Annotated in this window: 13 protein-coding genes and 1 pseudogene; 6 read left to right on the top strand and 8 right to left on the bottom strand. The window is 58.9% G+C overall.

Going from position 1 to position 12845, the window contains the following annotated elements:
* Positions 1-147 precede the first annotated feature (147 nt).
* The 5 genes from JQF37_RS19855 to JQF37_RS19835 all read right to left on the bottom strand — a co-directional run bounded on the left by JQF37_RS19855 (position 148) and on the right by JQF37_RS19835 (position 4273).
* Positions 148-591: a hotdog fold thioesterase gene (locus JQF37_RS19855; protein WP_130209510.1), complete on the bottom strand. Its 444-nt coding sequence runs from the start codon at positions 589-591 to the stop codon at positions 148-150.
* A gap of 32 nt (positions 592-623) precedes the next feature.
* On the bottom strand, positions 624-2291 hold the full coding sequence (locus JQF37_RS19850) for an AMP-binding protein (protein WP_130209508.1): 1668 nt from the start codon (positions 2289-2291) through the stop codon (positions 624-626).
* A 126-nt stretch (positions 2292-2417) separates the two neighbouring features.
* Positions 2418-2873 carry a phosphohistidine phosphatase SixA gene (sixA, locus tag JQF37_RS19845; protein ID WP_130209506.1) on the bottom strand — a complete coding sequence of 152 codons (456 nt, stop codon included), beginning with the start codon at positions 2871-2873 and terminating at the stop codon, positions 2418-2420.
* Positions 2870-3217, bottom strand: a complete 348-nt coding sequence (locus JQF37_RS19840; RefSeq protein WP_130209504.1) for a DUF4389 domain-containing protein — start codon at positions 3215-3217, stop codon at positions 2870-2872. Before JQF37_RS19840 ends, sixA begins: the two co-directional genes overlap by 4 nt.
* Positions 3218-3247: 30 nt before the next feature.
* A complete protein-coding gene (locus tag JQF37_RS19835) occupies positions 3248-4273 on the bottom strand; it encodes an NAD(P)H-dependent glycerol-3-phosphate dehydrogenase (protein ID WP_047532214.1) in 1026 nt (341 codons plus the stop codon).
* 252 nt (positions 4274-4525) lie between these two features.
* On the opposite strand from JQF37_RS19835, the pseudogene JQF37_RS19830 reads away from it, so the two are divergent.
* The 6 genes and pseudogenes from JQF37_RS19830 to JQF37_RS19805 form a co-directional block, all read left to right on the top strand.
* Positions 4526-4737: pseudogene (locus JQF37_RS19830) on the top strand (TonB-dependent receptor); the annotation flags it as partial.
* Between the two features lie 42 nt (positions 4738-4779).
* Positions 4780-5712 (top strand): ABC transporter substrate-binding protein, encoded by a 933-nt coding sequence (locus JQF37_RS19825; protein WP_130209502.1) that lies wholly within the window; start codon positions 4780-4782, stop codon positions 5710-5712.
* Positions 5709-7610, top strand: a complete 1902-nt coding sequence (locus JQF37_RS19820) for an ATP-binding protein (protein WP_130209500.1) — start codon at positions 5709-5711, stop codon at positions 7608-7610. Before JQF37_RS19825 ends, JQF37_RS19820 begins: the two co-directional genes overlap by 4 nt.
* A 247-nt stretch (positions 7611-7857) precedes the next feature.
* Complete coding sequence (gene fabA, locus JQF37_RS19815; RefSeq protein ID WP_047532222.1) at positions 7858-8373, top strand: 3-hydroxyacyl-[acyl-carrier-protein] dehydratase FabA; 516 nt, start codon at positions 7858-7860, stop codon at positions 8371-8373.
* An 11-nt stretch (positions 8374-8384) separates the two neighbouring features.
* Positions 8385-9605 carry a beta-ketoacyl-ACP synthase I gene (gene fabB, locus JQF37_RS19810; RefSeq protein ID WP_047532224.1) on the top strand — a complete coding sequence of 407 codons (1221 nt, stop codon included), beginning with the start codon at positions 8385-8387 and terminating at the stop codon, positions 9603-9605.
* A 399-nt stretch (positions 9606-10004) separates the two neighbouring features.
* On the top strand, positions 10005-10193 hold the full coding sequence (locus JQF37_RS19805) for a hypothetical protein (protein WP_130209498.1): 189 nt from the start codon (positions 10005-10007) through the stop codon (positions 10191-10193).
* Positions 10194-10255: 62 nt separating this feature from the next.
* Here JQF37_RS19805 and JQF37_RS19800 read toward each other — a convergent pair whose 3' ends face one another.
* From JQF37_RS19800 to mazG, 3 genes are all read right to left on the bottom strand, one after another.
* On the bottom strand, positions 10256-11203 hold the full coding sequence (locus JQF37_RS19800) for a hypothetical protein (RefSeq protein WP_130209496.1): 948 nt from the start codon (positions 11201-11203) through the stop codon (positions 10256-10258).
* Between the two features lie 236 nt (positions 11204-11439).
* Positions 11440-11982 (bottom strand): DUF2058 domain-containing protein, encoded by a 543-nt coding sequence (locus tag JQF37_RS19795; RefSeq protein ID WP_007988773.1) that lies wholly within the window; start codon positions 11980-11982, stop codon positions 11440-11442.
* Between the two features lie 28 nt (positions 11983-12010).
* Positions 12011-12844, bottom strand: a complete 834-nt coding sequence (mazG, locus tag JQF37_RS19790; protein ID WP_047532232.1) for a nucleoside triphosphate pyrophosphohydrolase — start codon at positions 12842-12844, stop codon at positions 12011-12013.
* Between the last annotated feature and the right edge of the window lies 1 nt (position 12845).

Here is a 12845-nt window from a genome sequence, read left to right as displayed (position 1 = left end):
ATGATGACAGTCCGGTCAAACCCATGAAGCCCTGGCTTGCTCGCGTTCGGCTGCATAGTAGCGGTCATGGGCAGATGTCCCGGGTGAATGTGGTTGGGGCCGCTTCGCGACCCGACGGGAGCACGCTCCCTCGCCACAACACATGGATCAACGCGCCGGCGGATTTTGCCCCAGCGGCACCACAGCCATGGTCAACCGCGACACACAACTGGCCTTGCCCTCATCGCTGGTCAGCCGAATGTCCCAGACATGGGTCGTACGGCCGATGTGAATCGCCTTGGCCACCGCTGTCACCCGCCCGCTGCGCAGGCCACGCAGATGGTTGGCATTGATTTCCAGGCCCACGCAGTAAAACTTGCTGGCATCGATACACAGGTAACTGGCCATGGAGCCGACCGTCTCGGCCAGCACCACCGAAGCGCCACCGTGCAAAAGACCGTAAGGCTGATGGGTGCGATGATCGATGACCATGCTCGCCGTCAGGGAATCGTCATCAAAGGCTTCGAAGCGGATATCCAGCACCTCGCCAATGGTGTTTTTCTGGATGGCGTTCAATTGCTCGATGTTGGGAGTGGTGCGCCACAAACTCATCGCTGACTTCCTTTGTTGGTTTTGTTCGTGACTCAATCCTGCCACAGCACTGCCTCGCTGCGCTCGCTCCATTCCTCGAAACGGGCGCCATAAGCTGCTTCGATCACGTTGCGCTTGATTTTCAAGGTTGGCGTGAGGAAGCCGTTTTCCACCGCCCAGCTATCCTTGACCACCACCAGACGCCGCAAGCGTTCGTGCTTGTCGAGGGCGCCATTGACCTCATCCAAAAGCTGTTCCAGGCTTGAGTGCAGGCCGGCGCGCGCCGCGCCGCCCGCATCCTGCTGCCCGACCGCCGACAGTACGCACAACCCCAGTGGCGCAATCAGTCCATCGCCGACTACACACACCTGCTCAATGCGCGAATGCACCGCCAGACGATTTTCGATGGGGGCCGGGGCCACGTATTTGCCTTTGCTGGTCTTGAAAATTTCCTTCAGGCGCCCGGTCAGGCGCAGGTTGCCTTCGGCGTCTTGCTCGCCCTTGTCGCCGGTGCGCAGGAAGCCATCCTCGGTGATGGTGTCGGCGGTTTTCTGCGGCTCCTTGAAATAGCCGAGCATGGTCGCGCCGCTACGGACCAGGACCTCGCCCGAATCGTCGATGCGCACCTCGACCTCCGGACAGGGCTTGCCGATCCAGCCCGGTTTGTTCTGACCCGGCAGGCCAATGTGCGAGTAACCGCAGCTCTCGGTCATGCCATAGACCTCGAGCACATCCAGCCCGAGCTTGCGGTACCACGACAGCAAGGCCTGAGGCACTGGCGCCGCGCCGGAGAGGGCCACGCGCAAGGCATCCAGCCCCAGGCCGGCGAGGACCTTGTGCCCGACTCGTTTGCCGACGATCGGCAGGCCGAGCAGAAAATCCAGGCGTTTTGCCGGAATCTTGCTGTAGACGCCCATCTGGAATTTGGTCCAGATTCGCGGCACGCCGAACAACGCGGTCGGCCGTGCGCGACGCAGGTCGTCGAGAAAGGTGTCGAGGCTTTCAGCGAAGAACACTGTCTGACCGGTGTAAATCGATGCCAGTTCGACGAACATCCGTTCAGCGACATGACACAACGGCAGGTAGGACAACAAGCGGTCCGACTCATTGAGGCCGAATAATTGGGTGCCCCGGGTGGTGGCAAATCCCAGGTTGGCGAAACTGTGCATCACGCCTTTGGGCATGCCGGTGGTGCCGGAGGTGTAAATGATGGTCGCGAGTTGATCGGCGGCGGGTTTGGGGTCGTCCTGGATCGGCGAACTGCGCTGCAGATCGGCCCAGCTGAAATCGAAGATGCCCGGTGGATGCAACGGCAGGCTGATCGTCGGCAAATCTTCGCGGACTCCGCGGGACATGCCCGGCCAGTCGTCCAGTTTGCCGATAAAGGCCAGTGCCGCTTCCGAATGATCGAGCACCTGGGCCACGGACTCGGCGGTGAGGTTGGGGTACAGCGGCACGGAAACGTGGCCGGCCATCCAGATTGCCAGGTCGGCAATAATCCAGTGGGCGCAGTTTTTCGAAATAAGCGCGATGTGACTGCCCTGGGGCAGTTCCCGCGCACGCAACCAATGGGCGGCGCAGCGGGCCTGATGGCCGACGTCGGCCCACGTCAGTGTCTCGACCTGTCCGCCGCCGATGGGTTGAACCAGAAAGCGCTGTCGGGGATGACGGGCCTCACGCTCGTAGAAGACATCCAGGGGCAAACGAAAAGCAGCAGACATGCGACTCGCTCCTTATTTTTGTTCTGGAGCAAGCGTAGCTAACCAAGCAAGTGCTTGGTTAGCTATTTCATACAAAATTTTTCATGCTGGGTCGAAGCCCTGCGCCTATAAAGCAAAGCAACGCCATTACGGATGCTTGATTCCTGCGAGCTTCATCGACCCGATCAGCAACTCATCGCCGCTGATTTCAGCCAGTCCGGCAGTGCCGACCTTCTCCGGCGGATACCCGGCGCCATGTTGCAGGTAGCTCAGCAAGTGACCCACCAGCGGGTTGTGGCTGACCAGCAGGACATTGCTCACCGACACCAGTTGTTCGGCCACCTTGTCCGGATCGGTTTCCGGCGTCAGCCACTCGACGGTACGGATCTCCGGTTCGAAAGCCAGTGCCTCGCGTACAAGCTGTGCGGTTTCCTGCGCTCGCAGGTAAGGGCTGGCATAGATAGCGGTGAGCGGCTGGCCGATCAACAACGCAGCGCTGCGCAGGACTTCTTCACGACCGTGAGCGGTCAGTGCCCGCTCCGAATCATGGGATTTGGAGCCGTGAGGTTCAGCCTCACCATGACGCAATACCCAGAGTTTCATAGCTTGGGTTCCTCATCTCGAGCCGGATGCGGGGCTGGCGGCGCGGCGTGTGGCGCTTCACCTTCCGGCGTACGCGGTGTTGGCCAGTCAGCGAACGGCCAGGGTTTCTGATCGCTGTGAAAACTGCCGAAACGACCGATCTGCGCCAGAAACTGGCTCAGGCTGTCGCCGAAATTCATCAGGGTTGCGTTCGGGGCGCCGTAAATCAAACGATAGATCAACTGCACCAGCACCACCGCGCCAAGGATGAACTGCGCCACTTGCCAGACCAGTACGAAGACGACCATCCACAACACCCGCAACAGGATGGACTCGTATTTGGCTTGTACTTTTTGATCGCTCATGTCTCGCTCCGTTCCTGTTACATAGAGGGCTTAGTTGAAGCCACTGGTGGAAATGAAATCGACGTCCGTCTTCGGCTCGGCGCGCATCAGCAGCTCAATCACCTGCTCCAGCGTGCGCCCTTCGAACAGGATCGCATGCAGCCCGGCGACCAGCGGCATATACACGCCGACCTCCTGAGCCTTGGCCTTGAGCACTTTCAGGGTGTTGACGCCTTCAGCGACCTCGCCCAGGCGATTGACCGCCTCGTCCAGGCTCAAACCCTGGCCGAGGGCGAAGCCGACCTGATAGTTGCGGCTTTTCGGCGATGAACAGGTGACGATCAAATCGCCGACGCCCGCCAGGCCCAGGAACGTCATTGGGTTGGCACCCTGATTCACCGCGAAGCGGGTCATTTCCGCCAATGCCCGGGTGATCAGCATGCTCTTGGTGTTTTCTCCCATGCCCAGCGCCACCGCCATGCCGGCGATGATCGCGTAGACGTTTTTCAACGCCCCGCCCAGCTCCACACCGAAACGATCGGCACTGGCATATACGCGAAAGGTGCGCCCGTGCAACGCCGCCTGAACCCGCTGGCAGAGCTCTTCGTCTTCACTGGCGACCACGGTGGCGGTCAGTGCGTGTTCGGCGACTTCGCGGGCCAGGTTCGGCCCGGACAACACGCCGATGCGTGCTTGCGGAGCGATTTCCTCGAGGATCTCACTCATCAGTTTGAAAGTGTGGGCTTCGATGCCTTTGGTCAGACTGACCAGAAACTTGCCGCGCAAACGCTCGGCATGCGGGGCCAGCACCGAGCGCAATGCGCTGGACGGCAGCGCGACGAAACACAGGTCGCAGGCGTCCAGGGTGGCTTGCAGATCGGTGACCGGTGTCACACCGGGCAGAATCTTGATGCCTTTGAGGTAACGCGGGTTCTCACGATTGACCCGGATGGCCTCGGCCTGCTCGGGGTCACGCATCCACTGCAAGACCTGATGACCGTTTTCGGCCAGCAGATTAGCCACGGCGGTACCAAAACTTCCGCCTCCCAGGACCGCAATCGGGCGCTGTTCAGTCATATGCAATCCGTTAATCCATACCAGTGGCGATGTCGGCATTATACGGAGCGGCCCAGTGGCGGCCAGCCCCCGCGTCAATTAGCGGCGCACGTACAAAAAAGTCCGATAAAACCGTGGAAGACGCTGACATCGTGAGTAGAAAAGTCGTACAGCTCGGTTAACATGCGCGCCATCACTCGCTAACAAGGAAGTGTTGTGCCCCTGGGTTCCCCTTCACCTCGCTCGCCGCAGGTACTGGCGCTCGCCTTCAGCTCGCCGGACCTGTTCGAAAACTACGTCAACCGGCGCTCCCGGGTCACCCACCTGACCCGTGCGGCCTATGGCCGGTCCAGCGCCCGCTGTTTCGTCCAGACGCGCGGCCCCGGCAACCTCGATCAAGAACACATGCGCTCCCGCGAACTGGGCTATAACGGTTTTTCGCCGAATGGAGCCTGGCCATGGATATGAAGCTGTTCTACGACGACGAACGTCGAGCGATGTACTTCAGTACGGAGCTGGCGTTTTAAATGCTGCCTGCCCGGACCCGCAAGCCGCCCACCTTCGGCCACCTGCTGGCCCTGTTGTGCCTGGTGGTCAGTGGCTGGCTGAACAGCCTGATGGTCCAGGCCGCAGACATTCTGCTGACCGGCATTGAAGACAGCCCCGGCGTGCAATCCTTCAGCCAGGCCCTTCGGGAACTGCGACCGGGCGACAACGTGCGCTTTCAACCAGTGGCCGATCTTCCGCCACCGGGCGAGCTTCACGGCGATATCCGCTTGATTCTGCTCGACCTGCCGAGCCTCGACTGGCGCCTGCAAGATACCCAAGGCCCACCGACGCTGGTGCTGCGCATCAGCCGACTGCAAGCACAGCAACGTCTGGGTGACACCCCGGCGCCCCGCCTCAGCCTGCTCTGGAGCGATCCCCCGCCGGGCCGCCAATTGCGCCTGACCCGAATCCTCCTGCCTCAGGTCAAACGGATTGGCGTGCTGTACGACAACCACAGTGAATTCCTGCTTAAAGAGTTGCGCCAGGCGGCTCTGCCACTAGGCCTTGAGGTGGTCACCGAGCGCTGGGACAACACCCACGACAGCCGTCCACTGCAAATGTTGCTGAAAAACAGCGATGTGTTGCTGGGCCTCGACGATCCCGACCTGTACAACCCGAAAACCGCGAAAAACCTGTTGCTCAGCAGCTATGCCCGGCAACTGGCGCTGATCGGCCCCAATGCCGGGTTCGTCAAGGCCGGGAGCCTGGCCAGCACCTACAGTGATCAGAGCGATTGGCTGGCGACCCTCGACAACCTGCTCGACCAGCCACCCGCCAGTTGGCCACGCTCGTACTACCCGTCGCGCTTCAAAGTTTCAAGCAACGCACAGGTGGCTCGCTCGCTAGGTATTGAACAGATCAATGAAGCGTCTGTAGCAGCGCTGTTGGCTGAAGGAGAACGCCACCCATGAGCTTCCGTCGTCGCTGGGACATCAATACCCGGACCCAGCTCATCAGCCTCGGCCCTGCCCTGCTGCTGACACTGTTGTTGATCAGCTTCTTCACGTTCGTGCGGATCCAGGACCTGCGCCAGGAGCTCAACCACACCGGCCAGTTGATCGCCAACCAACTGGCCCCGGCGACCGAATACGGAGTGATTTCCGGCAACAACGAGGTGCTCGAAAGCCTGCTCAAGGCCTCGCTGGCCACGCCCCATGTGCGCTTCCTGGAAATCCAGGACAGCGCCAACCGGATTCTGGTGTACGTCGAACAACCGTCGGAAAGCCACAATCGCCCGCATCAGGTCGAAGTGTTCCAGGCACCGGTGCGGCTGCAACAGGTGCCGCTGCACAATGATTTTTTCCAGAGTGGCAAGAGCACGGCTACGGCTCCCGCCGAAGACTATCTGGGCCGGGTCATCGTCGGTCTGTCCAGTGATGCGTTCAGTCAACGCCAGCAGGAAATCCTGCTCAAGGCCGGCATCCTGGCGCTGTTCGCGCTGTTATTTACGTTCCTGGTCGCCCGGCGTCTGGCAGGGAGCCTGTCGCAACCGATCCGCGACATCGGCGATGCGGTCAAGGCGATTCAGAACGGCGACTTCAAAACCCCCTTGCCCATCGTCGATGACACCGAGCTGGGCGCCCTGTCGCAACACATCAACAACCTCGCCAGCGGCCTCGAACAGGCCAGCCGCAAACAGCAACAGGCAATGGCGCAACTGATCCAGACCCGCGAAGAAGCGGAAAAAGCCAACAATGCCAAGTCGGATTTCCTCGCGATGATGAGCCACGAACTGCGCACACCCATGAATGGCGTGCTGGGCATGCTGCAGTTGCTGGAAACCACTGACATGACTGAAGAGCAGGTCGAATACGCGGCGCTGGCCTCGGAATCCACCGAACACCTGTTGAAAGTCATCAACGACATTCTGGATTTCTCGCGTATCGAACGCTCGGAACTGGAGCTCGAACATATTCCGTTCAACCTCGCGGACCTGATCGGTGCGTGCGCCCAGTCGTTCCAGCACAGCGCCGCGCAGCGCGGGCTCGATCTGCAGCTGCAGATCCCCGAAGACATGCGGGGGTTGCAGGTTCAGGGTGACCCGACGCGCATCCGGCAGATTCTGGTCAACCTGGTCGGCAACGCGTTGAAGTTCACCGAGCAGGGCCGGGTGACCATCGAATCCCAGTGGCAATCACTGGATCACCAATTGTTGTGGTTCACCTGCACCGTTCGCGACAGCGGGATCGGCATTTCGCCCGAAAGCCTGGAATTGATGTTCAATGCGTTCCAGCAGGCCGACAGTTCTATTTCAAGGCGTTACGGCGGCACCGGCCTGGGCTTGCCGATCGCCCGCACCCTCGCCGAACGCATGGGCGGCACCTTGCGCGCCCAGAGCGAAGAAGGTCGAGGCTCGGTGTTCACCCTGGAAATCCCGCTGGCGCTCTATCAACAGCCGCTGCCCGTGCTGTCCTCGCGCGCACCGAGTGGCAATGGCGATGGTGAAGGCCGCAATGTGTTGCTGGTCGAGGACAACCCGGTCAATCAGACCGTCATCGAAGCCATGTTGCGCAGCCTGGGCTTTACCGTCAGCGTCGCCGTCGATGGCGCGCAGGCTGTTCGCAGTGCCGAGAGCCTGATCTTCGAAGCGATTCTGATGGACTGCCGACTGCCGATCATCGACGGCTACGAGGCCACCCGACAGATCCGCCAACTGCCCGGCTGTACCGACCTGCCGATCATCGCCCTGACCGCCAATGCCTTGCAGGGCGACCGGGAAGCCTGTTTATCGGCAGGGATGAACGATTACCTGGCCAAGCCCTTCAAACGCGTTGATCTTCAGCAAATTCTGCAGCGCTGGGTGCAGTAGTACAGGCCTTTGAAGCATCTGCGACTGGCGTGAAACACGAAAGTGCGGCAGTCTTAGGCACCCGAACAGGCCCGAAAAGGGGCTTGAATAAAAATTTCAGTGCACAAGTGTACATTCATGTCCTTGGTGCTGTGACTTTCACCACAACGCAATAGTCTATGAGTAGGCTGCCGGCTCGAGGCATGAACGCTTCGATCGGCCGGGAAGATTTGCCCCACCTGCCGCATGGGACTATTGAGGAGCTCGCATGACCAAACAAAAAGCCTTTACCCGGGAAGACCTGCTGCGCTGCAGTCGCGGTGAGCTGTTCGGCCCAGGTAACGCGCAACTGCCCGCCCCCAACATGCTGATGGTTGATCGCATCACCCTGATCAGCGAAGAGGGTGGCAAGTACGGCAAAGGTGAATTGGTCGCCGAGCTGGATATCACTCCGGACCTGTGGTTTTTCGCCTGCCACTTCGAAGGTGATCCGGTGATGCCAGGCTGCCTGGGCCTCGACGCCATGTGGCAACTGGTCGGCTTTTTCCTCGGCTGGCAAGGCCTGCCGGGCCGCGGTCGCGCCCTGGGTTCGGGCGAAGTGAAATTCTTCGGCCAGGTCCTGCCGACCGCCAAGAAAGTGACCTACAACATCCATATCAAACGCGTGCTCAAGGGCAAGCTGAACCTGGCCATCGCCGATGGTTCGGTCACTGTCGACGGTCGCGAGATCTACACCGCCGAAGGCCTCCGGGTCGGCGTTTTCACCTCCACTGACAACTTCTAAGGGTTATCCGCATGCGCCGCGTCGTTATCACTGGTCTGGGCATTGTTTCGTGCCTGGGCAATGACAAAGAGACCGTCTCCGCTAACCTGCGTGCAAGCCGCCCTGGCATCCGGTTCAACCCGGAATATGCTGAAATGGGTCTGCGTAGCCAGGTTTCCGGCTCCATCGACCTTCCCCTCGAAGAGCTGATCGATCGCAAGATCTATCGCTTCGTCGGCCACGCGGCGGCTTACGCCTACCTGGCCATGAAAGATGCCATCGCTGACTCCGGCCTGACCGAAGAGCAAGTGTCCAACCCGCGTACCGGCCTGATCGCCGGTTCCGGTGGCGCCTCCACGCTGAACCAGATGGAAGCGCTGGACATCCTGCGCGAGAAAGGCGTCAAGCGCGTCGGCCCGTACCGCGTAACGCGGACCATGAGCAGCACCGTTTCCGCTTGCCTGGCCACGCCATTCAAGATCAAGGGCCTGAACTACTCCATCGCTTCCGCCTGCGCCACCAGTGCTCACTGCATCGGTACCGCCATGGAACAGATCCAGATGGGCAAGCAGGACATCGTATTCGCCGGCGGCGGTGAAGAAGAACACTGGAGCCAGTCGTTCCTGTTCGACGCCATGGGCGCACTGTCCAGCAAGCGCAACGACACCCCGGAAAAAGCCTCCCGTGCCTACGACGCCGACCGTGACGGTTTCGTGATCGCCGGTGGTGGCGGCATGGTCGTGGTTGAGGAACTGGAACACGCTCTGGCCCGTGGCGCGAAGATCTACGCGGAAATCGTTGGCTACGGCGCGACCTCCGACGGCTACGACATGGTCGCGCCAAGCGGCGAAGGCGCCATCCGCTGCATGCAGATGGCCATGTCCACCGTTGATGCTCCGATCGACTACCTGAACACCCACGGCACCTCGACTCCGGTCGGCGACGTCGCGGAAATGAAAGGTGTGCGCGCAGTCTTTGGTGACAAGGCGCCGGCCATCAGCTCCACCAAGAGCCTGTCGGGTCACTCCCTGGGCGCCGCCGGCGTTCACGAAGCGATCTACTGCATGCTGATGATGGAAGGCAACTTCATGGCGGGTTCCGCCAACATCGACGAGCTGGACCCGGAAGTGGCTGACCTGCCAGTCCTGACCAAAACTCGTGAAGACGTCGCGGTCAACACCGTGATGAGCAACAGCTTCGGTTTCGGTGGCACCAACGCCACGCTGGTACTGAAGCGCTGGCAGGGTAAGTAATACCCCCGCCGCTTCGCTGCACACGAAAACGCCCCGACTGGTTCGGGGCGTTTTTTTTGCCTGGAAAACGTAAAAACCTGCAGGCGCGAGCTTGCTGGCGATGCGGTGTAGCCACGCAACAATGATGTCGACTGACACGCCCTCATCACCGGCGAGCTCGGTCCCCCAGGGGATTTTGGTCAGCGTCAAACAGCGGTTTTCTTCAAGGCGAACATGAAGCTTTTGTCATGAAACTCAAGGAGCTGCGGCTGAATGTCGCAGACTGCAAGGCCTGCGAGACTTTGTCTGATTTTGCAAAAGACTGTTACCAAATTTTGTCATTTACTTAGCAAGCTAACAAAACATATAACAAAGCCCTGCACACGCCTTGCTGCAGATAACCGAGATTGGAGCTAGCAGATGACTGTCAAAGTAACTGAACGCGACGATTCACATAAATCCCACGAAGGCGTAGCCGCCGGAATCCGGATCTGGGATGTACACCAACAAGACATGCTGGTCGGGATGTTCCACTCCGAGACCGACGCACAAAACTACAGAGCCGAACTGGAATCGCTGGAGCGCAAACGCGAGCTCGCAATCGGTTGAAGTCAGACTCCAACGTCCTGCAGCCTGCCCTTCCCGGGCAGGCTGCAACCAGCTGACACGACTCATTCAATATGAAGCACCGACAGATGAAGGGAGTCGTCAATGACTACCGAAGGGACAATACTGACGATCCGACCACTCTCAAGCTTCACCACTTCGCACTCTCCGTCCCCCATGCCGTCATTGCGGATCGAGTACTGGACCGAGGACGGGTGACGCTTGTTGAAGTCGAAATCCATGCCACAGGCAATCAGAAAGTCGATTTTCACCTCTGTCAGTTCAATCTCTTTCTCGCGCTCCCCGCCTTTCAGCGCGGTGTAATCCAGGCACAGGTTAATACCGAACGGGCACCCCGGAACCAGACTGTTAATGAACTTGCCTTCATACCCGCCGAAATAACTATGCTCGGCTCGCACGCTACTGACATCTTTTACCCTGACGACAACTTCATCGAAGAGCTTAAAGAACCAATAACCGTCCCTGGACCCGACATTCTTGCCGAAATCGATACCTGACACATAACGCTTTGGCCACATCGAGATTAAAGGAACGTCAACCTCATATTCTTTATTACTGATCGCCAGCAAATAATTAATGACATCGTAGTAACCGGACTCCTCCTCACCGACCTTGATGAGGGTCGCACAACTTCCCCCCAGAAAAACGATCTTGCCGTATCGCTCAGCCGGCAGATCTTTCATTAATGACACGACGTACTCAGGGATCTTGTCCAGATAAGCCGAGTTCAACTGATGAAGTTCTGCTTCGCTGCGAACCTCGTGCCATGGCACATTCCAGAAAAATTCCGGCAACGTAAAGAAAAGCCAGTCGGCACCGGCATGATCTGCACGGGCTGCCTTGGCGGCGATCCGTATCTTGCGTCGCAGATATTCAATCCGGGCGTCCAGTTCACTGGTCAGGTAATCGTCTATGGCCTGCCCAGGCTTTCGCGCCTTGGAGAACTGCGACTTAAAAGTTGGCTGGCGTAATGAAGCAATACTGACTTGCATTGATCAATCCTTGTTTATTTTAGTTCATTCCATTTGTTCCCTTCCACACAGCACGCCCACACAAATAACTGCCGCCGCGCTCCCAAACCGAGAGCCGTCGACGAACGCCATTTAACGAAGGTTATTTTTGGGCAAAAGAAAACCCGAAAGATCGTATCGATACAATCTTTCGGGCTCAATGTATTAATGACGCAAATTACCAGCAAACATTTAAAGCCAATAAAACAACGAATCGATTACCACATCAAATCATCAGGAATCTTGTACGCTGCGTACGGATCGTCTTCGACGCTGACTTCTTCGGTTTGCACGTTCAACTGCACGATGCGCTGTGGGTCGCGCTCCTGGATCTTCAGCGCCGCTTCGCGCGGAATCACTTCATAACCACCGGCATGATGAACGATGGCCAACGAACCGCTGCTGAGTTTGTTACGCATCAGGGTGTTGACCGAGATGCGCTTGACCTTCTTGTCGTCGACGAAGTTGTAGTAGTCCTCGGTCGTCAGTTTTGGCAGGCGCGAGACTTCGATCAATTGCTTGACCTGTGCGGCACGGGCCTTGGCCTCGGCCTTTTCTTGCTGCTGACGGTTGAGCTCCTGGTCGCGCTTGACTTTCTCGGCCATGGCTTCCTGCGCCGCGCGCTGCTGGGAATCGTCGAGCTCAATCTGGCCCTTGTGGGCAAGGCGCTGCTGCTTCTGCTTGTCCTTGCTGACCTGCTTGGCTTGCTTCTGGTTGACCAGCCCTGCTTTGAGCAACTGGTCGCGAAGGGAAATGCTCATGGTGCTTATTACTCACTTAGGCAACGGCTCAACCGCAGTTGGGCAAATTCTTTTCCTGGCGTTTGGCTTCACCCCACAGGGCGTCCAACTCTTCGAGGGTGCAATCTTCCATGGGACGATGGGTGTCGCGCAATGCCTGTTCGATAAAACGGAAACGTCTTTCGAACTTGCCGTTGGCGCTCCGCAGTGCGGTTTCCGGATCGACCTTGAGATGGCGCGCCAGATTCACCACTGAAAACAACAGATCGCCGACTTCATCGGCAATCGCTGCCGGGTCATTGTCAGCCATCGCCTCCAGGATTTCATCGAGCTCTTCACGGACTTTGTCCAGCACCGGCAAGGCATCCGGCCAGTCGAAACCGACCTGCCCTGCTCGCTTCTGCAATTTGGCGGAACGCGACAATGCCGGCAGTGCAGCCGGGACATCGTCGAGCAAGGACAGCTGTTCGGGCGCCAAAGATTTTTCCGCACGCTCTTCAGCCTTGATGGCCTCCCAGCGCTGTTTGACCTGCTCTTCATTCAGGCGCGGGACATCCAGTGGCGCATACAGATCACCGGTGGGGAACACGTGTGGATGCCGGCGAATCAGCTTGCGGGTAATGCTGTCGACCACACCGGCGAATTCGAAACGCCCTTCTTCCCGGGCCAGCTGGCTGTAGTAAACCACCTGGAACAGCAGATCGCCCAACTCACCCTGCAAGTGATCGAAGTCACCACGCTCGATGGCGTCGGCGACCTCGTAGGCTTCCTCAAGGGTATGTGGAACGATGGTGGCGTAGGTTTGCTTGATGTCCCACGGGCAACCGTACTGCGGGTCGCGCAGGCGGTTCATGAGGTGCAGCAGGTCTTCGAGTGAATACATC

The sequence above is a fragment of the Pseudomonas sp. MIL9 genome (assembly GCF_016887925.1).
GTDB lineage: Bacteria > Pseudomonadota > Gammaproteobacteria > Pseudomonadales > Pseudomonadaceae > Aquipseudomonas > Aquipseudomonas mohnii.
Note: the sequence above shows the minus strand (reverse complement) of the source record. Positions and strands in the feature narration are given on the sequence as shown.